General features: G+C 66.4%; 20 protein-coding genes. 13 read left to right on the top strand and 7 right to left on the bottom strand.

Translation table 11 applies throughout. The annotated features are described in order from the left end of the window. Window positions 1–669, top strand: coding sequence for a GntR family transcriptional regulator (locus tag AU187_RS20580; RefSeq protein ID WP_059101131.1), 669 nt, complete (start codon window positions 1–3; stop codon window positions 667–669). Here the strand turns inward: AU187_RS20580 and AU187_RS20575 are convergent. Genes AU187_RS20575 through AU187_RS20550 form a run of 6 tightly spaced genes read right to left on the bottom strand, consistent with a single transcriptional unit; the run spans window position 666 to window position 7,523 of the window. Next, window positions 666–2,165, bottom strand: a complete 1,500-nt coding sequence (locus AU187_RS20575) for a class I adenylate-forming enzyme family protein (protein WP_059100896.1) — start codon at window positions 2,163–2,165, stop codon at window positions 666–668. The genes AU187_RS20580 and AU187_RS20575 overlap by 4 nt on opposite strands. Further along, window positions 2,158–3,666 carry a class I adenylate-forming enzyme family protein gene (locus tag AU187_RS20570; protein ID WP_059167236.1) on the bottom strand — a complete coding sequence of 503 codons (1,509 nt, stop codon included), beginning with the start codon at window positions 3,664–3,666 and terminating at the stop codon, window positions 2,158–2,160. The genes AU187_RS20575 and AU187_RS20570 overlap by 8 nt, the downstream gene beginning before the upstream one ends. Next, window positions 3,659–5,098: a class I adenylate-forming enzyme family protein gene (locus AU187_RS20565; RefSeq protein WP_059100894.1), complete on the bottom strand. Its 1,440-nt coding sequence runs from the start codon at window positions 5,096–5,098 to the stop codon at window positions 3,659–3,661. Before AU187_RS20565 ends, AU187_RS20570 begins: the two co-directional genes overlap by 8 nt. Beyond that, on the bottom strand, window positions 5,098–5,895 hold the full coding sequence (locus tag AU187_RS20560; RefSeq protein ID WP_502687783.1) for an enoyl-CoA hydratase/isomerase family protein: 798 nt from the start codon (window positions 5,893–5,895) through the stop codon (window positions 5,098–5,100). The genes AU187_RS20565 and AU187_RS20560 overlap by 1 nt, the downstream gene beginning before the upstream one ends. Beyond that, window positions 5,892–6,701, bottom strand: coding sequence for an enoyl-CoA hydratase/isomerase family protein (locus AU187_RS20555; protein ID WP_059100893.1), 810 nt, complete (start codon window positions 6,699–6,701; stop codon window positions 5,892–5,894). Before AU187_RS20555 ends, AU187_RS20560 begins: the two co-directional genes overlap by 4 nt. 15 nt (window positions 6,702–6,716) lie before the next feature. Further along, window positions 6,717–7,523 (bottom strand): enoyl-CoA hydratase/isomerase family protein, encoded by an 807-nt coding sequence (locus AU187_RS20550; protein ID WP_059100892.1) that lies wholly within the window; start codon window positions 7,521–7,523, stop codon window positions 6,717–6,719. Window positions 7,524–7,618: 95 nt separating this feature from the next. Between AU187_RS20550 and AU187_RS20545 the strand changes: the two genes are divergently transcribed. The 4 genes from AU187_RS20545 (at window position 7,619) to AU187_RS20530 (ending at window position 11,186) form a co-directional block, all read left to right on the top strand. Further along, a complete protein-coding gene (locus AU187_RS20545) occupies window positions 7,619–8,269 on the top strand; it encodes a hotdog family protein (protein ID WP_059100891.1) in 651 nt (216 codons plus the stop codon). Then, the gene (locus AU187_RS20540) at window positions 8,266–9,060 is read left to right on the top strand and encodes a FadR/GntR family transcriptional regulator (protein ID WP_059100890.1); all 795 of its coding nucleotides are present in this window, start codon (window positions 8,266–8,268) and stop codon (window positions 9,058–9,060) included. The genes AU187_RS20545 and AU187_RS20540 overlap by 4 nt, the downstream gene beginning before the upstream one ends. Window positions 9,061–9,069: 9 nt before the next feature. Next, entirely contained in the window at window positions 9,070–9,945 is an 876-nt protein-coding gene (locus tag AU187_RS20535) for an enoyl-CoA hydratase/isomerase family protein (protein WP_059100889.1), read from the top strand. 65 nt (window positions 9,946–10,010) lie between these two features. Further along, window positions 10,011–11,186, top strand: coding sequence for a thiolase family protein (locus AU187_RS20530; RefSeq protein ID WP_059101129.1), 1,176 nt, complete (start codon window positions 10,011–10,013; stop codon window positions 11,184–11,186). 52 nt (window positions 11,187–11,238) lie between these two features. Here the strand turns inward: AU187_RS20530 and AU187_RS20525 are convergent, their stop codons facing one another. Next, window positions 11,239–11,985 carry a TetR/AcrR family transcriptional regulator gene (locus tag AU187_RS20525; protein WP_172800326.1) on the bottom strand — a complete coding sequence of 249 codons (747 nt, stop codon included), beginning with the start codon at window positions 11,983–11,985 and terminating at the stop codon, window positions 11,239–11,241. Between the two features lie 140 nt (window positions 11,986–12,125). On the opposite strand from AU187_RS20525, the gene AU187_RS20520 reads away from it, so the two are divergent. The 8 genes from AU187_RS20520 to AU187_RS20485 all read left to right on the top strand — a co-directional run bounded on the left by AU187_RS20520 (window position 12,126) and on the right by AU187_RS20485 (window position 20,831). Further along, window positions 12,126–12,923: an SDR family NAD(P)-dependent oxidoreductase gene (locus tag AU187_RS20520; RefSeq protein WP_059167235.1), complete on the top strand. Its 798-nt coding sequence runs from the start codon at window positions 12,126–12,128 to the stop codon at window positions 12,921–12,923. Window positions 12,924–12,939: 16 nt separating this feature from the next. Beyond that, window positions 12,940–13,947, top strand: coding sequence for a dihydrodipicolinate synthase family protein (locus AU187_RS20515; protein ID WP_059100887.1), 1,008 nt, complete (start codon window positions 12,940–12,942; stop codon window positions 13,945–13,947). Between the two features lie 85 nt (window positions 13,948–14,032). Next, window positions 14,033–14,887, top strand: coding sequence for an enoyl-CoA hydratase (locus tag AU187_RS20510; protein ID WP_059100886.1), 855 nt, complete (start codon window positions 14,033–14,035; stop codon window positions 14,885–14,887). After that, complete coding sequence (locus AU187_RS20505) at window positions 14,884–16,104, top strand: amidohydrolase family protein (protein WP_059100885.1); 1,221 nt, start codon at window positions 14,884–14,886, stop codon at window positions 16,102–16,104. Before AU187_RS20510 ends, AU187_RS20505 begins: the two co-directional genes overlap by 4 nt. Before the next feature lies 1 nt (window position 16,105). Next, window positions 16,106–17,722, top strand: coding sequence for an acyl-CoA synthetase (locus AU187_RS20500; RefSeq protein WP_059100884.1), 1,617 nt, complete (start codon window positions 16,106–16,108; stop codon window positions 17,720–17,722). Beyond that, the gene (locus AU187_RS20495; protein ID WP_059100883.1) at window positions 17,719–18,576 is read left to right on the top strand and encodes an amidohydrolase family protein; all 858 of its coding nucleotides are present in this window, start codon (window positions 17,719–17,721) and stop codon (window positions 18,574–18,576) included. The genes AU187_RS20500 and AU187_RS20495 overlap by 4 nt, the downstream gene beginning before the upstream one ends. Continuing rightward, the gene (locus tag AU187_RS20490) at window positions 18,576–19,631 is read left to right on the top strand and encodes an acyl-CoA dehydrogenase family protein (protein ID WP_059100882.1); all 1,056 of its coding nucleotides are present in this window, start codon (window positions 18,576–18,578) and stop codon (window positions 19,629–19,631) included. Before AU187_RS20495 ends, AU187_RS20490 begins: the two co-directional genes overlap by 1 nt. Further along, entirely contained in the window at window positions 19,632–20,831 is a 1,200-nt protein-coding gene (locus AU187_RS20485) for an acyl-CoA dehydrogenase family protein (protein WP_059100881.1), read from the top strand. The last annotated feature ends 17 nt before the right edge of the window (window positions 20,832–20,848 follow it).

Raw genomic sequence — 20,848 nt, 5'->3', positions numbered from 1 at the left:
GTGTCGGCCTCGGATTTCACGTTTCGGCCGCAACTGGCCGAGGATGTCGCGCGGTTCGTGCGAAAGCGCATCTTTGATGGCACCTATGCTGCCGGTGAGTATGTGCGACTCGATCAGCTGGCGGCGGAACTGGGCATCAGCGTCACCCCGGTGCGCGAGGCGCTGTTCGAGCTGAAGGCCGAGGGTCTGCTCGCGCAGCAGCCGCGCCGCGGGTTCGTCGTGCTGCCGGTGACGGGCCGCGATCTCACCGACGTGTCGAATGTGCAGGCGCACATCGGTGGTGAACTCGCCGCGCGGGCCGCGGTCAACATCACCGACGAGCAGTTGCGGGAGCTCGAGCGAATTCAATCCGATCTCGAGGGGGCGTACGCCGCCGGCGACGACGAGCAGGCCGTCCGGCTCAACCACGAGTTCCACCGCGCGATCAACGTCGCGGCCGACTCACCGAAGCTCGCGCAGCTGATGTCCCAGATCACCCGGTACGCACCCGAATCGGTGTTTCCCGTGATAACCGGTTGGCCGGAGAAGTCGAACGAGCATCACCGGCGGCTGCTCAAGGCACTCGCCTGCCACGACGAAGACCTTGCCCGCGCGGCGATGTCGGAACACCTGGCCGCCGGCGCGAAGCCGTTGATCGACCACCTCACCGAGCGGGGCGTGGTCAGCTAGCTTCGCGTCTCACCAAGCTCGTCCAGTAACGCCCGCAGCGCGCGTACATCGACCTTGCCCGTAGCCTTGCGTGGGATGGCGTCGTCCGAGTCGGTGACATGCCACACCGTCGGGACCTTGAAGGCGCTCAACCGCTTTCGGGCCTCCGCCCGCAACTCGTCGACGGGACGCCCGGAGATCACAACGGCGCCGACGGCGCCGTCCACGTCGGTGACGAATGCCTGCTGCACGCCGTCGACGCTGCGCAGCGCCTGTTCGACCTCGCTGGGGTACACGGTGGCGCCGCTGACCTTGAACATGTCGTCGCACCGGCCGTGGTAGAACAGGAAGCCGTCGTCGTCCAGGTGGCCGAGGTCGCCGGTGGGGTAGTAGCCGTCGGGAGTGAAGACCTCTTCTCTGCTGCGCCGGCAGATTCCGCGCATGAGGTGCGGTCCCCGGATCTGGATCATGCCGATCGAGCCGCCCGGGACCGGTTCACCGGTGTCGGGGTCGACGATCCGAATCTCCATGCCGTCGAACGGTTTTCCGCAACTGCCCCAAGCCGACCTGGGCATGTCGGTGTCGGCCGGATAGCCGCAATGCGGGCCGAATGACTCGGTCATGCCGAACAGGTTCGCCCGTGCGCCCGGTTCGCCACGCTGCTCTGGCGGTAGCAGCGCCGGCAGGCTTCCGGGCCGCAGCGAGGACAGATCGGCTCCGACAGAGGCGGATTGGCGTGCCAGTGCCTCCGCCTGGTCGGGCCAGCCGCGAAACAACGTGACGCGTTCGCGTTCGACGAGGCGCAGCGTGGTCTCCGGCCGGGGAATCTCCTCGGTGACCAGTGTGGCGCCCGCCAGCAACGCCGAGAGGATTCCGCTGCCGAATCCGCCGACCCAGAAGAACGGCATCGGCAGATACAGCCGGGTGTCGGCGTCAATGCACCGCGCCGTCAGCCCCGCCCGCACCGCGCCCAAAGCGTTTCCGTGTGAATGGATCACGCCCTTGGGTGGGCCGCTGCTGCCCGAGGTGAACATGATCGCCAGCGTGTCGCTGGGGGTGACGGCAGCGGCAATCTCGTCGACCGGTGCCGAGCCGCCTGCCGGGAGTCGGCCGGCGCGCCAAACTTCGCGCAGCGCAGGAAGGTTGCCCCGTTCGGCGGAAAGGTCGTCGAGGTAGCGGTGGCCGCGGAACTCCTCGACCGTCACGAGGAACTGCACCGACGCCATACGAAGCTGAGCGACCAGTTCCGGGGCTTGCAGCAGTGTGCTCAGCGGCACGAGAACAGCGCCGATACGGGTCAGCGCGACCGCGTTCCGCACCCACTCGGCACAGTTGGGCATGATCAAGCCGACCCGGGTGCCCTTGCCGACACCGGCGGCCACGAACGCGGCCGCTAATTGCCTGCTACTGGACTCCAATTCGGAGTAGGTGATGCGCGTCGAGGGATCGATCACCATCGGCTTTGCGCTGTCCTCGGCGGCGCGTAATCGCACCAACGCGTCGACGGTTTCACGCATCGAGCACCTCGATCAGCTTCGACAGGTTGATCTTTCCGCTGGACAGCACGGGAATACGGGAGGCCGGCACGGCGGCGAACCGCCGGGGAATCTTGTAGGCCGACAGCTCGCTCTTCAGGCGCTCGCGACAAGTTGTCTCGTCGAATGTGTCGCCGTCTTCCAGCGCGATGACGGCGGCGACGAGTTGGCCGCGTTCCGCGTCGGGCAGACCGACCACGTGTGCGACGGTGCCGCCGGTGACCTTCGCGATCGCCCGCTCCACCTCCGCGGGCGCGACATTGGCGCCCGCCGTCTTGATCATCGTGCCGCGCCGCCCGACGAAGTAGAAGAAGCCGTCGATGTCCGTGCGGACAAGGTCGCCGGTGTGAAACCACCCGTCGACGTCGAAACACTCCTCGCGGCTGCGCTTGTAGTACCGCTGCATCATGAACGGTCCGCGGGCGCATAGTTCGCCGACCTCGCCGACGCCGACGGGCTGCACCGTGTCGGGATCGATGACCTTGACGTCGAATCCGGCCACCGGCCGGCCAAAGGACCCGCGGCGATGCTCGGGCTGGTCGGCTTCGTCGGCGCTGGCCAGGATGACACTGCCGGCTTCCGTCATGCCGAGCATCGTGTGACGCAACTCGGGGTCGGCGGGACGCACGTCGGGGGCCATGATCGGGTACAGGTTGCCACGCCGCATCGACGACAGGTCGCGGCTCGGCAGGCTCGGATGCCGGGCCAGGTGGGCGATGCCCGCAACGAAGCCGTTGGTCATCGTCGGCTTCTCGGCCTCCAGCAGATCGAGTGTCTCGCCCGCGTCGACGGCGTTGGAACACAACAGCGTTGCACCGGCCAGCAACGTGGCGAGCACCGAGAACGCGAAGCCGCCGATCCAGAAGAACGGCGAGTTGCTGAACAACTTCTCTTCAGAGGTCAGTCCGCGGATGTCGTTGAGGACCACCTGGTGGGCGAGTAGGCCGGCGTGCGTGTGCACCGCACCCTTCGGCGTGCTGGTCGATCCCGACGTGTACACGATCGCAAGCACGTCGGAGGGTTCGACGTCGCCCTCGAGAGCGGTCAGGAGTTCGGCGTCGGCCAACGCCGTCGGTTCCCAGTCGATGAGCACGTGACGCAGCAGCGGAAGCCGTATACCGGCCAGCCGCCGGCGGTAGTCGTGTGAGCGGTAAGACGAAGCGGCCAACAGAAGTTCGACGTCGGCGTGGTCGAGCTGCTGTCGCATCTCGGTCGCGGTCGCGAACGTCGAGACGGGGATCACCACGGCGCCGATGCGCGCGGCGGCCAGCATCGCGACGACGAACGCCGGGCCGTTCGGATACAGCACGCCGATGTGTGTGCCCTTGCCTGCGCCGAGCGCGATCAAGCCGCGGGCCAGTCGGGCCGAGCGCCGTTCGGCGTCGGCGTAGCTCAACCGCTCTGCGTCACAGATCAACAAGGGATGGTCGCCGCGCGCATCCGTCTGGGCGCTCAGCACCGCGCCGACGGTGTGCTCACGCATGGTCGACGGAATCGGCGAAGTACCGGCGCACCTCGCTGAGGTCGGGCTTGCCCGACGGTGTACGGGGCATCTGCTCGACGATTGCTATATCGGTGGGAATCTCGTAGCGCGCCAGCCGTGTTCGCAGGAACTCCTCGAGCATCGTGGCGTCGACCGGCTCTCGCAGTTCCACCATCGCCACCGGTGTTTCACCGAGACGATCATCGGGCCTGCCCACCACGGCGGCGCTGTGCACCGCGGGATGGCTCTCCAACGCGGTGCGCACGTCGTCGGGCATGATCTTGAAGCCGCCCCGGATGATCGCCTGGTCGGCACGCCCCAGAATCCACAGGAAGCCGTCGGCATCGATGCGCGCCATGTCCGTGGTGCGCATCCAGTTCGCGTCCGGCCCCAACTGCCCGGGTTTGACCTCCAGCAGGCCCGGCTCATCCGGACCGAGCGGATCACCGCGTTCGTCGACGACCCGCAGTTGCGCGCCCAGGCTGGCCCGGCCGACGCTGCCCCGCTTGGCCTGCCAGTACCGCTGGTAGTCCGGCAACGTCCAGCCGGCGACGCCGCCACCGAATTCGGTTGCGGCGTACGATGTCAGGACCGGTATGCCGAACTTTTCGGTGAACGCGTCGGCGTCCTCGGCGGACAGCGGCGCGGTTCCCGATGTGACCGCGCGGATGCTGGCGAGGTCGTCGCGGGTCAGCTCCGAGTGCAGTACGGTGCGCAGCGCCGCAGGCACCAGGGACACCGTCCGCGGCCGGTGCCGGCGCACCGCATCGGCCCAGCGGTCCAGTTCGAAGCGGTCGAGTAGCGCGAACGGCCGGCCTTCACAGACACACTGGAGGACGCGGAACACGCCGCCGATGTGCACCAGCGGCGCATTGACGATCGCCACGCCGCGTCGCAGTTCGGTCGGCGTCGGTGAATCGGCGAACACGCTGTGCGCCAACATGTCATAGGTGAGGTCGACCCGCTTCGGAGGCCCGGTGGTGCCGCTGGTGAGCATTTGGACTGCGACGTCGGATTGGCCCGGCGGAAGGGCGACGGCATCCGACGTCTCGATAGGTTCGGCGACCGAGGAGATCGCCACGGTGCCGGTGCCGGCGGGCACAAACCGGGTCAGGTCGTCGCGCTCGCCGATCACCAGTGGAAGCTTCAACTCCGCGATGTCGGCCGTGATGCGGTCGTCACCGCGCGACGGGTTGACGACGACGACGGTTCCGCCGGCCAGTAACACGCCAAGGAAGCTCGCGACATGGGCCGGGCTGTTGCGCAACAGCATCCCGATCCGACCGCCGCGCACGCCGACCGCTTCGATCTGACCGGCGAGGCTGCCCACCTGGCCCCAGGTGATCCACTCGCCGTCGTATTCGATCGCCGATGCCTGCGGGCGGATGCCGATGACGTCGCGGATACGCTCGCTGAGCCGGTGTTCGCTCATCAGCGGATTCTCGGAGAGGGTCGAGGTGGCGCTGGTTGGGCGGCCAGTTCGGCTTGCCCCAACGGGTTTCCCAGCCTGGTGTAGATCAAGTTCTGCTCCATCGCGGCGCGGTAGGGCTTGTCCAGCGACTCCCAGATCGCCTTGACCGTGCCCTGCGTCGCAGAAGGCGGTTTGGCGGCAATGGTCGCGGCGATCTCGTGCGCGCGCGCCCACAGCCGGTCGCCGGGCACCACTTCGGTCACCAACCCGATCTGCTGCGCGGTGTGCGCGCTCACGCGCTCCTCGTTGCCCATCAGCGCGATCCGCAGTGTCTCGGCCAGACCGACCCGACGCATCAGCCCGATCGGCTCCAGCGCGCAGACCAGGCCGGCGCTGACGTGGGAGTCGAAGAACGTGGCGTCCTCGGAGCAGATCACCACGTCTGCCTCGTTGACGAAGTAGAACGCACCGGCCGTGCACATGCCCTGCACCGCGCACACCACCGGCTTCCACATCTTCTGCCATTTCGGGCTGAGGTGCTCGCCGGGATCCTCGTGGTTCCAGACGTTGTCGGGCTGGCCGTACGGCGTCTTGATGTCCAGCCCGACGCTGAACGCCCGCTCGCCAGCGGCGCGAAGCACCACCGCGTTGACGGATTCGTCGGCCTTGACCAGGCCCCATGCACGCGACATCTCCTCGCACATCGTGCGATTGAACGCGTTGAGTGAGTCGGGGCGGTTCAGCGTGATGGTCGCGACCCGGTCGGTGGCGTCGACGTGGAGCAGGAGCGTTTCGAACGTCGTCATCGGCTTCGTCATCGGCACTGCCAGTTCGGGAGACGCTTCTCCATGAAGGCCTTCGGTCCCTCGAGAGCGTCCTCGGTGCGCACAACGCGCTCGCGAAACGTCTCGGCGAGGATTTCGGCCTCGTGCAGCGGCAGATCCAGTGTCTTGTGGATCGTCAGGCGGGTGCCACGAACGGCCAGCGGGGCATTCGAGTTCACGATGTCGGCGATCTCGTGTGCGCGTTCGAGCAGCCGCTCGTGCTCTACCACTTCGCTGATCATGCCAAGCTCGTAGGCCCGCTGCGCGCTCATCCGTTCGTGTTTGCCCATCAGCGCCATTCTCAGCGCGATGTTGCGGGGCAACACCCGGGCCAGCCGGACCATCTCGCGGGCGGCCACCAGCCCAATGCTCACGTGCGGGTCGAAGAACGTCGCCCGGTCCGAAGCGATCGCGATGTCTCCGGTGGTGATCCAGTCCAGCCCTGCGCCGCAGCACAATCCGTTGACCGCGGTGATGACCGGCTTGGCCATCCGCCGGAACGGCGGCGTGCCCTCCTGCGGCGCCTCCCATTGGTCGTAAGTGGACAGATAGGGGCGTTCGTAGATCACCCGGCCGTCCTCGGGGATCTCGCCGACGTCGGCGCCCGTGCAGAACGCCCTGCCGGTGCCCGTAACGATGACGATCCAGACGTCGTCGTCGTTCTCGGCGTCTTCGTAGGCGGTGCGTAGTTCGGTGATCATGTGGGGGCTCAGCGCGTTCAGCGCGTTGGGCCGGTTCAACGTGATCGTGGCCTTGTGCCCGTCGACCTCGTAGGTGATGTCAGCGAAATTGGTGGACAATTGCGGTTCCTATCGTCAGCGCCCTTGGAATTCCGGCGGGCGCTTGTCACGGAACGCCGCCAGGCCTTCTTTGAAATCCGCGGTGCGGCAGGACAGCTCCAATCCGTACAGCTCCTGGTTCATGGCCTGCGGCAATGTGGCGTGCTGGCCGTACTGGATTGCCTGCTTGGCCAGCCCGATGGCCACGGTCGGGCCGGACGCCAGCCGGTCGAGGAGTTCGTCGCTCGCGGCATCGACTTCCGTCTCTGCGACCGCGCGGTGGATCAGCCCCCACTCGAATGCCTCGGTGCCGCTGACCTTCTCGCCGAGCAGCAGCATTCGTCGTGCCCGCGCCAATCCGACGAGCCGCGGCAGCAGCCAGGTCGAACCCGAGTCGGGGCTGAAGCCGCGGCCGATGAACGGCTCCCAGAACACCGCATCCTCCGCTGCGACGGCGAAGTCGGCTGCCAGAGCGAGGTTGCAGCCGAGGCCGGCTGCCCAGCCGCGCACCGTGCACACCACCGGCAACTGGATGGTGTGCACCAGCTCGACCACCCGGTTCGCGGCATGGGGGATGCGCCGGGTGAGATCGCCGCTGCGGGGGCGTCGTCCATCAGCATTCGTGGCCACCCAGTCCGCGCCGGCGCAGAAGTCCGATCCGCCGCCGCGGATGTGCACCGCGCGCAGGGAGTCGTCGCTGGCCGCCGAGGTCAAGATCGTCACGAGATCGTCGATCATCGTGTGGCTCAATGAGTTACGCCGCGCCGGCCGATCGACTGTGATGCGCAGGATCGCTTCGTCGCGCGATGTCGCCACCGCCCCGTCGTCGGCCGTACCGGTCACCGTGGAATCCGTCCATCTCAAGCTATACGGTTAGACGTACAGTAATGCTATCTTGTACAAGTTAGCAAGGACAGCTCCCGCGATGGAAGGTAGTCATGGCGCACACGACGCCCAGCTTCGGTGAGCAGCCCCTGCCGCAGACCGTCGCCGCGGCGGGCGCGATCCGTCGGCTCAGCGGGCTGCTGCTGTCGCTGGAGCACGACCACCCGACCGTCGATGCCATGCTCGGGCAGATCGACGAGTGGGAACGCGAACTGGCCGCTGCGGCACCGGCGGATCTCACACCACGGATCGGCCCCGCGGCCACCGACTCCCAGCGCATCTACCTCGATCACGCATTTGACGTCGGCGCGTACAACCCGGCCTTTCCCGAGTACACCTTTGACGAAATCGGCGAGGTTGCGGCCACGGGGCGAGTCACCTTCCCTGTGCTGTTCGAAGGTCCGCCCGGGTTGGTCAACGGCGGGTTCCTGGCGGTGTTCTTCGACTGCGTGACACAGCATCACAGTTGCGCGACGGGGCGAACCGGTAAGACCCGCTCGCTGACCGTCACATTCCGCAAGCCGACGCCGATCCTCACCGAACTCGGCTTCGACGTGACCCGCGTGGAGACCGACGGGCGGGTGACCTCGACCGCCCGATTGCTCCGCGAAGACGACGTGTTGTGCATCGGGGAGTTCCACACCGCGGCGTCCCCACCTGACCGGCTTTCGGTGTTCGAGTTCGGGAAACGCCGCGACAGATGATCAGGTCCCAGCGGATCCGTCAACCGAGGGTGGCCGAGATCGTCGCCGCGAGGCTGCGTGACGACATCCTTTCAGGGCGGCTCAAAGAGGGCGACGTGTTGCCATCTCAGGACGGCCTGCTCGCCGAATTCGGCGTCAGCCCACCGGCGTTGCGCGAGGCCATCCATCTTCTCGAGGTGGATGGGCTGATCTCGGTGCGCCGAGGCAACATGGGCGGCGCGGTGGTGCATCTGCCGTCGGCCGACCGAACCGCGCACATGATCAGCATGGTGCTGCAGGCCCGGTCGGCGACACCGGCCGACGTCAGCGGTGCGCTACTGCATCTCGAGCCGGTCTGTGCGGGCATGTGCGCCGCCCGGAAAGACCGCATGACCGAGGTGATGCCTTACCTGGAACAAGAAATCGGCAGGCAGACAACCGCGTTCGACGATCCTGTGCAGTTCGTCCCGAACGCTCGGCGCTTTCATGAGGCGATCGTTGCTCGATGCGGCAACGAGCCGATGATCCTGCTGATCGGCTCGCTGGAGTTGATCTGGTCGGCACACGAATCGTCGGTGTGGGGCGACGAAACGGGCACCGCCGGCACGGACAGCCCGGCGGGGGAGATGAACCAGAAGACCATGCGGGCGGCGCTGCGCGACCACCACCGGTTGCTCGGCGCGATCCGCGACGGCGACGAAGCCCGTGCGGTGCGGTTGGCCACCGACCATCTGGCCGCTGCGCGACGCAACACGCTCGCCGTCGGCGCAGACAAAACCATTGAGGCCAAGCTCATTTCCAGCGTTCAGTGAGGACACCCGATGACCACTACCGCCGATGACCGCGTGCTGTTCGACGTCGACCGCGAAAAGCGGATCGCGACGATCACGTTCAACAACCCGGCACAGCGCAACTCCTATGACGCGGCGATGCGGGACGCCGTCGGCCGGCACCTCGACCAGGTCGCCGACGACGACGACATCACGGTGGTGTTGTTGCGTGGCGCCGACAGTGTGTTCAGTACCGGGGCCGACATGAACAACGCCTACGCCTGGTATGGCGACAAGGACTCGGCGCAAGCCAAGCGGCGCCCGAGCCAACGCCGTCGGCTGACGGTCGACCGCAAGTCCTTCGGCTTCTACCACAACTTCATGGGCTTCCCGAAGGTCACGGTCGGAGAGATCAGCGGGTACGCGCTGGGCGGCGGCTTCGAGATGGCGTTGATGACCGACATCTCCGTGATCGCCCGCACGACCAAGATCGGGATGCCCGCAACCCGCTTCCTCGGCCCCGCGCTGGGCAGCCTGCACATGTTCTTCCACCGGTTGGGTCCGGTGCTCGCGCGACGACTCCTGCTCACCGGCGACATCATCGAGGCCGGGGCGGTCGAGCATCTCGGCGTCTTCACCGAAACCTGCGATCCCGACAAGGTCTCGGCACGGGCGCGGTACTGGGCCGAGAAGGCGGCCAAGATGCCGGCCGACGGCGTCGTGATCGCCAAGGAGGCGTTCCGCCTCGTCGAGCAGAGCCAGGCCTACCAGGGTGAGGAAGTGGCGAGCTATCTGTTTCATGCCTACGGGACGAACCTGCAGTTCGCCGACGGTGAGTTCAACTTCGTCAAGACGCGGGCGCAGCACGGCACCAAGGAAGCGTTCCGGCTGCGTGACGAGCATTTCCACGTGCCGGAGCCCGAATAGCGGGGTTCGCTACACTATCTGCTAGTTTTGTAACGTCGCTTACGTCGAACCCCGAGGTGGAGAACATGCGCACACCCGTCATCGTCGGTGCCGCCAGGACGGCGATCGGCCGGTCCTTCAAGGGCACGCTGGTCAACACTCCACCCGAAACGCTGATCACCACCGTGCTGCCCGAGGTGATCAGGCGGTCGGGGATCGACCCGAAGGCCATCGACGACCTCATTTTCGCCGAATCACATTACGGCGGTGGCGATCTCGCCCGCTATGCGGCCGACGCCATCGGCCTGCAGGACGTACCCGGGCAGTCGGTGAACCGGCACTGCGCGGGAAGCCTCACCGCGATCGGCAATGCATCGGCGCAGATCGGCTCCGGTATGGAGCGTGCGCTGATCGCCGGTGGTGTGCAGTCGCTGTCCATGACGCCGCTGGTCAACTGGCGCATCCCCGGGCCCGAGTTGAAGTTCGAAGAGAAGTGGATGCCGCCGACGCACGTCGAGACGCCCGACGCCCCGTGCAAGGACATGTCGATCACCGTCGGCTGGAACACCGCCCAGGCGGTCGGCATCACCCGCGAAGAGATGGACGCATGGGCGGCGCGGTCGCATCAACGCGCCATCGCCGCGATCGACGCCGGCAAGTTCGTCGACGAAATCGTGCCGCTGAAGGTACAGCAGTTCGACGGTTCGGTGATCGAGTTCAGCGTCGACGAGCATCCGCGCCGCGACACCACCGTCGAGAAGCTGGCCGGCCTCAAGCCACTGCATCCGGAGATCGAGGGCTTCTCGATCACCGCGGGCAACAGCAGCGGCACCAACGATGCCGCGGCCGCGGTGGCGCTGGTGGACAGTGAGTACGCCGACGCCGAGAACTTGACCAAGATGGCGACCGTGCGGGCCTGGGCCGCGGCGGGCGTGCCACCGCGCGATTGCGGGCTCGGTGCGGTGAAGGCCATCGGCAAGGTGCTCGATCGTGCCGGGCTCAAGCCATCCGATGTCGCGCTGTGGGAGATCAACGAAGCGTTCGCATCGGTGCCGATCGCGGCCTGCCGTGAGTTCGGCATCGACGAGGAGTTGGTGAACTTCTCCGGAAGTGGTTGCAGCCTCGGCCATCCCATCGCCGCATCCGGCGCGCGGATGGTCACCACGCTGGTCTACGAGTTGCAGCGGCGCGGCGGTGGCATCGGCGTCGCCGGGATGTGTGCGGGCGGCGGCCAGGGCGGCGCGGTCGTCATCGAGGTCTAGGAGATTTCGGTGTAGTTGGTTGCGGTGAGCGCGATGAACTACACCGAAATCGCTATTTACGAGACTTCTTCGCGGGCTTGGTCTTCGTCTCATCGATCAACCGGCCCGCGTGATCGAGAATGCACTCGAGGCCGAACTCGAAGTTCTTGTCGTCGGCCGCACCGATGTGGTGACCCTTCTCGGTGACCAAGGCCAGCAGCGGGGTGGTCTCGGCGTCGATGGTCATCGTCTCCTCGATGTCGCTCGGACCCTCGGCGGCCGCGCGGTTCTTCTCGCGAAGGCGGTGCAGCACCACCGATCCGCGAACGTGCACCGACACCGCGGAGTAGGTGTCGAATGCGTCCTCGGCCGAAAGGCCCGCCTCCACCAGGCCGGCGATCGCCTTCTCGACCTCCTGCACGCCGACCTTCGCCGTCCGCGGGCTCAGCGCGGACCGGATGAGGATCAGGTCGCACAGAATCGGGTTGCCCATGAATGTCTTTCGCATCGTGCGTGCGTGGTTGCGCAACGTCTCGCGCCAGTCCTTGGCCTCCACATACGGCGTCGCGAAGACGTACTGGCGCAGCGCGCGGTCGGTCATCGCGTTGAGCAGGTCGTCCTTCTTGCGGAAGTACCAGTAGATGCTCGTCACGCCGACACCGAGGTGCTTGCCCAGCAGTGGCATGGACAAGTTGTCGATGCCCACCTGTTCGGCGAGTTCGAAGGCGCCGTTGATGATGTCGTCGGGATTGATGGATCCGCGCTCACGTCGCTGACGCTTCTCGGCGGTCGGTTGCCTTGCCACGTAGGGCACCTCCATCGAATCAGCTGTACGTTGCGCCCCCGCGAACGGGGTTGGTGGACCTGAATGTACCGTCAGCCGCTTCCGACGGTGATTTCACCGTTCTACTGTAAGTCCTATAGTAAGGTTCACTACCGAATCGGGTAGCGAAAGGCCGTATGGATCTCGGGCTGAAGGACGCCACGGCCGTCGTGGTCGGCGGCGGGCGCGGGATGGGTTTCGCGACCGCGCGTTGCCTGGCCGAAGACGGTGCCCGGGTGGCGGTCGTCGGCCGCACACCGGACGTCCTCGACGACGCGGCCACAGCCCTCACCGAACTCGGCAGCCCCGACGCGGTGGCGCTGACCGCCGACACCACCGACATCGACCAGGTTCAGCGGGTCTTCGATGAGGTCGGGAAGCGCTGGGACGGCGGGCTCAACATCCTCATCAACGCCGTTGGACCCGACGCCGTCGGCACCTTCGAGGATCTGACCGACGAGCAGTGGCGAAACGCGTTCGACGGCGGAGTGATGGGAATGGTGCACTGCGTGCGTTCGGCGCTTCCGTTGCTGCGCACCGCGGATTGGGCGCGCATCGTCAACTTCTCCGCGCATTCGACACAACGGCAGAGCGTGATCCTGCCCGCTTACACCGCGGCCAAAGCGGCGCTGACCAGTGTTTCGAAAAACCTGTCGTTGTTGCTGGCCAAGGACGAGATCCTGGTCAACGTGGTCTCACCGGGCAGCATCGCATCGGAAGCATTGATCGGCTGGGCCGAATCCGTCGGTGTCGACGGCAACGATCCGTACGCGTTGATGGCCGCCATCGGCGAGCACTTCGGCCACCCTGCTCACCTGCCGCGGGCCGGCTTACCGCACGAAATCGCGCCCGTCGTCGCGTTTCTCGCGTCTCGGCGCAACTCGTACATGACGGGGGCCAACGTCAACGTCGACGGCGGCTCAGACTTCACCTGAGACTGAGGAGATCATCGTGGCGACGGCGAAAGACGCTCGAGAGTGGGCCCGCACTCATCTGCGGGGTATCGGCGACTCGCTGTACACGCCCTTCTGCGGTGTCGACGGCGACGACATCGACTGGGACGCGTATCGGGCGCTGGTGCGGCACTGCGTCGGCGTTCTGAATCACCCGCTGCTGTGGTGCACGAGCGGCATCGCCGAATTCTGGGCCCTGACGATCGACGAGCGAAAACGATTGCTGGAGATCGCAATCGAAGAGGGCCGGGCCGCCAATCCCGACGTTGTCGTTCAGGCGTGCACGGCCGCGACGGCGGCCAAGGACTGCCTCGAGCTGACGCGTCATGCACAGGAGGTCGGCGCCGACATCGTCTACATCCAGACCCCGATGATGGAAGCGCACGGCGGAGTCGGCGTGCTGCGCTTTTTCCGATACATCGCCGACCGCACCGACATCGCGCTCGGAATGTTCAACTCGCCGTCGTCGGGTTACGTGTTGACACCGGCCGAAAGCGCCGAAATCTTCCACGAGATTCCGGCTGTCTGCGCGACGAAGGAAGGTGCGTTCCGCCCGGCCGCCAGCCGGATGCTGCACGAGTTGGCGCCCGGACTTGCGGTGTGGGAGTGCGACAAGACCGTGTACCGCGCCGGGTGGCTGCGCGACGGCGTCGTCTGCCCCGCGCAACTCGGCACCGCCGGGTACCTGTTCGAGACCGCTGCGCACCGGCCGTTCTCGGAGTACTGGGAACTCATCCTGGCCGACAAGCTCGTCGAGGCCATGGACCATGCGCGGGAATCGGGGCTGGACCAGTTCGACCTCGACATGGGGTCGTGGTTCACCTGCTATCCGGGTCGGCCGGACTACTTCACACATTGGGGCGGCGCGTTCAAGTACGCGGCATCGGTGCTCGGACTGCCCATCGGCGCGTATCCGCACTCGCGGCCGCCGCAGGCGGGGCTGCCCGCCGAGGCCAGAGCCCAGATCGACGCTGCATATCGGCGGTTCGGGCTGGTCGGCAGCTGAGTTCCCGACGGTTGCGGAAGGCACTACCGATAGGTGTACAGTATGAGCATTCACAAGCCTCGGACCGCCGGAGGAGGACTGCCGGGTGAGCGCTCCTGACCACGTCGCCGAACCGGTCATCACCCCGGTGCGCTACGAGGTGCGTAACACCGGCGTCGCGCTGATCACGCTCAATCGGCCGGACCGGATGAACGGATGGGGCGGCGGGCTCGCCACCATGTTCTACGAGCGACTGGACTGTGCCGAGGCGGACCCCACCGTGCGGGCGATCGTGGTCACCGGCAGCGGTCGCGCATTCTGTGCCGGCGCGGACATGGGGGATCTGACCACGATCAGCGCCGCCACCGTCGAAGGCGCCGCCGACGCCGACGTCGGGAAGCTGGTCGGCGCGCGCCATCCACACTTCGTGATGAGCATGCGCAAACCCGTCGTCGCCGCGATCAACGGAGCCTGCGCGGGAATGGGTTTGACGCTGGCGCTGATGTGCGACGTGCGCTTCGCGGCCGACGGCGCCAAGTTCACGACCTCGTTCGCGCGACGTGGGCTGATCGCCGAATACGGGATCTCCTGGATCCTGCCGCGGATCGTGGGCACCGGGGTGGCGATGGACCTGCTGCTGTCCGGCCGGATGTTCTTCGCCGACGAGGCCGCACGGCTCGGCGTGGTCAACGAGGTGCTGGCGCCGGACGAGTTGCTATCCCGCGCGATCGGCTATGCCGAGGACATCGCCGCCAACTGTGCGCCCAGTTCGCTGGCGGTGATCAAGCAACAGGTGTACGCAGACACCATGCGCAGTGTCTTCGAAGCCAGCGACCATGCCGAGAAGCTGATGCACGAATCGATGACGCGGCCCGACTTCCTCGAGGGCATCACGAGCTTCTTCGAGAAGCGCCCACCGAACTTTCCGCCGTTGACACCGCAGCAGGAGGACACCCCATGACTTCCCCGAAACCGCTGGACTACATGGCCATCGACGTCGACAACCACTACTACGAACCGGTCGACTCGTTCACGAGGCACCTGCCCAAGGAGTTCAAACGCCGTGGCGTGCAAATGCTCACCGACGGCAAGCGCACTTTCGCGGTGATCGGCGAGCGGGTCAACCACTTCATCCCGAACCCGACGTTCGACCCGATCATCGAACCCGGGTGCCTGGACCTGCTGTTCCGCGGCGAGATTCCCGACGGCGTCGACCCGGCATCGCTGATGAAGGTCGACCGGTTGGCCGACCACCCCGAGTACCAGAACCGCGACGCCCGGGTGAAGACCCTCGACAAGCAGAACCTCGAGACGGTGTTCATGCTGCCGACGTTCGCGTGCGGCGTCGAGGAGGCGCTCAAGCACGACATCGAGGCGACGATGGCGTCGGTGCACGCATTCAACCTGTGGCTGGACGAGGATTGGGGCTTCGACCGGCCCGACCACCGGTTCATCTCGGCGCCGATCATCTCGCTGGCCGACCCCGACAAGGCGGTCGAGGAGGTCGAGTTCGTCCTGGGTCGCGGCGCCAAGACGGTGTGCGTGCGGCCCGCGCCCGTGCCGGGCGTGGTGAAACCGCGGTCGCTGGGCGATCCGCTGCACGATCCGGTCTGGGCGCGCCTCGCCGAAGCCGGCGTGCCGGTGATCTTCCACCTGTCCGACAGCGGGTACCTCGCGATTGCGGCGCTGTGGGGCGGCAAGTCGACGTTTGAGGGCTTCGGCAAGAAGGATCCGCTCGACCAGGTCCTGCTCGACGACCGCGCCATCCACGACTCGATGGCCTCGATGATCGTGCACCAGGTGTTCACCCGGCACCCCAAGCTGAAGGTGGCCAGCATCGAGAACGGTTCCTACTTCGTCTACCGGCTGATCAAGCGGCTGAAGAAGGCGGCCAACACGGCGCCGTACCACTTCAAGGAGGACCCGGTCGAGCAGTTGCGCAACAACGTCTGGATCGCGCCGTACTACGAGGACGACGTCAAACTGCTGGCCGAGACCATCGGCGTGGACAAGATCCTGTTCGGCTCGGACTGGCCGCACGGCGAAGGCCTGGCCGACCCGATGGCGTTCACCGCCGACATCCCGCAGTTCCCCGAGTTCAGTGCCGAAGACACCCGGAAGGTGATGCGCGACAACGCTCTCGAGCTGCTCGGTGCGAGCGTGCGGGTCGGCGCCTAGCATGCCCGAGTGGACCATCGGGGCGGTCCTCGACGCGATCGCTCAGGCGGTGCCCGATCGGCTGATGACGGTATGCGGGGCCCGCCGCAGCACGTTCGGCGAGTCGGCCGAGCGCACCCGTCGGCTCGCCAACTACCTTGCCGGGCAAGGGTTCGGCGCGCACCGCGAACGCGCCGAACTGCAGAACTGGGAGTGCGGGCAGGACCGCGTCGCGCTGCTCATGCACAACGACCTGTACCCCGACATGGTGATCGGATGCCTGAAGGCGCGCACCGTCCCGGTCAACGTGAACTACAACTACACGCCCCGCGAGGTCACCGAACTCCTCGACTACCTGCGCCCCCGCGCCGTCATCTATCATCGGTCCTTCGGACCCAAGTTCGCCGACGTGCTTCCACCCGCCAGCGCCGACCTGATGATCTCGGTCGATGACGACATTTCGGCTCCGCAGCTGCCGGGTGCCATCGCCTTGGAAGATGCGCTGGCGCACGGCGATACCGACCACCACATCATGCCCTCGCCCGACGACGTGATGATGGTGTGCACCGGCGGCACCACCGGCCGGCCCAAGGGCGTGATGTGGCGCCAGAGCGATACCTATGTGATCTCGATGAACGGGGCCGACCACGACTCCGTCGACGAGATTCACGCCAAGGTCGCACACGGCGGACAACCGTGGTTCGCGGTGTCGCCGCTGATGCATGCCGCGGGAATGTGGACGGCGTTCGCCGCGCTGCTCAACGGACTGCCGGTGATCCTCTATGACCGGACGAGATTCGACCCGCGCGCGGTACTGGAAACCGCACAACGGGAGAAGGTCGGCCTGATGACGATGGTCGGGGATGCCTACGCCGCACCGCTGGTCGACGAGTTGCGCCGCGGCTCCTATGACCTGTCGTCGTTGTTCGCGATCGGCACCGGGGGAGCGGCGACCAACCCGAAACACCAACGCGCGCTGCTGGATCTGCTGCCGCAGATCACCTTGATCAACGGGTACGGATCCTCCGAAACCGGCAACGTCGGGTTCGGCCGCAGCCAGCGCGGCGAGGAGAAGGACACCTTCGAATTGCGTGACGGTGCACTGGTGCTGTCCGAGGACTACCGACGCTTCGTGGCGCCCGGCGAAGACGAGGTGGGCTTCGTCGCCCGCGGCGGGCGCATTCCGCTGGGCTACTTCGACGACGAAGCAGCGACACGACAGACGTTCCCGGTGGTCGACGGACGGCGTGTGGTGATCTCCGGTGACCGCGGATCGCTGTCGGCCGACGGCACGCTGCGGTTGTTCGGCCGCGACTCGCTGATCGTCAACACCGGGGGTGAGAAGGTTTTCGTCGAGGAGGTCGAGGAAGTGCTACGCGCCCACCCAGGCATCGCCGACGCGCTGGTGGTGGGCCGGCCGAGCGAGCGGTGGGGTCAGGAAGTCGTGGCACTTGTCGCCCTGCGGGACGGCGCGCATGCCACCCACGAAGCACTGCGCACACATTGCACGTCGAGCCTCGCACGCTTCAAGGCACCGAAGGAGTTCATCTTTGTCGATCACGTTCGTCGCCTCGGCAACGGCAAGCCCGATTACCGCTGGGCTAAAAGCACTGCGACACAACAGGTGTCGCTGACATGAGCGCCCAAGCCTCCCCGAAGGCCAATCGGACCATCGACTGCCTGGTCAACGTCCACTTCGGCGAGACCGAGCAGCAGCCGACGTGGATGCTCAAGGTCCGCGACGACTATTTCAAGGGTCCGCAGTCGATGTTCGCCCCCGTCGACCTGAGCGAATTGCTCGACGAGATGGACGAACAGGGCGTCGTCAAGGCGATCCTGATGGACAGCATCGCCAAACCCTCGACCACCGCGCGCAAGTTCGTTGATGCCAGGCCGGACAGGTTCGCGCTGGCGATGGGCGGTGTCAACCTGTTGCGGCCCATCCCGTCGCTGCGGGAGCTGGCAGCCGTCGTGAAGGACCTGCCGGTGGCGTATACGGCCGTGGGGCCGAGCTTCTGGGGCGACGGTCAGTATCCGCCCAGCGACGCCGTGTACTACCCGCTCTACACCAAGTGCGCCGAACTCGGATTGCCGCTGTGCGTCAACACCGGTCTGCCGGGACCGCCGATTCCGGGCGAGGTGCAGAACCCGATCCACCTCGACCGGGTTTGCGTGCGGTTCCCCGAACTCAAGCTGTGCATGATCCACGGTGCCGATCCGTGGTGGGACGTCGCGATCCGGTTGCTGATCAAGTATCAGAATCTTCGCCTGATGACATCGGCGTGGTCGCCGAAGCGGTTGCCCGACAGCCTGCTTCACTACATGCGCACCCGAGGACCGAACAAGGTGATCTATGCGTCGGACTGGCCGGTGCTCAAGATGCGCCGTGTCGTTCCCGAGGCAATCGCCCTCGACCTGCCGACCGAGGTGCTGAACAACTACCTGTACAACAACGCGCAGGAATTCTTCTTCGGCGCCGACAAGGAGCAGTGATGGACCGTTACGAACTGCGCAGGCTCGATTACAGCCTGTCCGAGGACCACCAGGCGCTGCAGGCGGCGTACAAGGACTTCTTCAAAACCCACTGTTCGATCGAAACCGTCCGCGCCGCAGAGGCATCCGGCTTCGACAAGAGCCTGTGGGAACGTCTGTGCACGATGGGCGCGACCACGATGGCGCTGCCCGAAGCTCTGGGCGGCGACGGAGCGGCACTGGTCGACCTGACGTTGGTGGCCGAGGAGATCGGCCGGTCGCTGGCCCCGGTGCCGTGGATCGACCACGTCTGCGCCGCGCGTCTGCTCGGCGGACTGGGCGCCGTCGATCCCGATATCGTCAGCGGCAAGCAGATCGTCGGCCTCGACCCGCAACAGGACAGCGCACCCGGGATGCGACTGCTGCCGAGTGCAGCGGTCGCCGACCATCTCATCGTCCGCGACGGCCCCGGTCTTCAAGACATCGTCAAGCTGACCTTCGCCACCCGGCCCGTCAAGGTGGACAACATCGGCCGGTTGCCGATGGCCTGGATCGATCCGTCGGCCGCCGACAGCCGGACAGTCCTGGCGAGCGGGGCCGATGCGGTGGCGGAATACCAACGAGCACTGGATGAATGGCGCGTCCTGACCGCCGCGGCGCTGGTCGGCCTCGTCGAGGAGACGATGACCATCGCCGCCGAGTTCGCCAAGACCCGCTACACCCTTGGTGTACCGATCTCGACATTGCAGGCGATCTCGCATCCGCTGGCCAATATCGCGATCACCGTCCAGGGCGGGCGCAACCTGGCGCGCCGCGCGGCGTGGTTCCTCGACAACGAGCCCGACGAGCGGCCCGAATTGGCGCCGTCGGCATTCGTGTTCATGGCCGAAGAGGCGTCCAAAGCCGCCACGATGGCCGTGCATGTCCAGGGCGGGCTCGGGGTTTCGGCCGAGGCCGCCGCCAGTGCATACCTGTTGCGCGCCAGGGGATGGGCGCTGGCCGGAGGAGACCCCGCCGCCAGTGCCAAGTACATCGCCGACATCGTCGCGGCGCGGGAGAGCGGTGAGGCCGAGTAAATGGATTTCTCACGGGTCGAACTCTCCGACGAAGACCGGGTGTTCCAGGACGAGGCGCGCGCGTTCCTGCGCGAGATCGTCACCGAGGACGTCCTGCGCCGCGATCGTGAGACCGGCGACAACTTCGACGAAGGCGTCCACCTGGCGCTCGGTAAGGCCGGTTACCTCGCGCGCGAATGGAAGCCGGAATCCGAAGGCGGATTCAACCGGGTGCGGCGTCGGATCTGGGAACTGGAGAAGCGCCGCGCGCACGCGCCGTGGGTGACGTTCGGCACCACCGCGATGATCGCGCGGTCGGTGGACAAGTTCGGCTCCCCGGAACTCAAGGCCGAGGTGATGCCGCGGGTGTACACCGGCGAAGTACGGCTCTGCCTGGGCTACACCGAACCCGAAGGCGGGTCCGACGTTGCGACCTGCAAGACCAGGGCGGTGCGGGAAGCCGATGGATCGAGCTGGGTCATCAACGGCTCGAAGATGTTCACCACCGGTGCGCACAACTGCCAGTACGTCTTCTTGATCACCAACACCGATCCCGATGCACCGAAGCACAAGAGCCTCACCATGTTCCTGGTACCGCTCGATTCGCCGGGCATCGAGATTCAGGGCATCCGCACCGTCGACGGCGATCGGACGAACATCGTCTACTACAGCGATGTCCGTGTGGACGACAAGTATCGCCTCGGTGAGGTGAACGACGGCTGGACGGTGGTGCGTGAACCGCTCAACGTCGAGCACGGCGCGGTCGAAGCGGCGGCCGACGGTCTTCAGGACGTCTCGATCATGATGCATCAGGCCAACACCATGGCCGCCGCGGTCGACAAGGCCGCGGCGAAGGTCACTGAGCCAGACCCCAACGGCCGCAGGTTGATCGACGACGGTTCGGTGGCGTACCGGTTGGGACGCAGCGTCGCCCGCATGGAGGCGGCGTTCTCGGCCACCAGCATCTTCGGTCGGGTGGCGCTGGCGCAGACGATGCGGGACATCTCGCCGGATCTGATGGACATCCTCGGCACCGCGTCGTCGCTGCCGCTGGGCGCCGACGGTGCCGCCGACGACGGCGCCGCGGAGTACGTGTATCGCTTCGCGCCGCTGGTCGGCATCTACGGTGGCACGCTGGAGGTGTTCCGCAACATGATCGCCCAATACGCGCTGGGTCTCGGCAAGCCGGCATACGCCCCCGTCGCCAAGAAAGCGTCCTAGACTTCTGCGCGAGCCTG

The sequence above is a fragment of the Mycobacterium sp. IS-1556 genome, assembly GCF_001499985.1.
GTDB lineage: Bacteria > Actinomycetota > Actinomycetes > Mycobacteriales > Mycobacteriaceae > Mycobacterium.
Note: the sequence above shows the minus strand (reverse complement) of the source record. Positions and strands in the feature narration are given on the sequence as shown.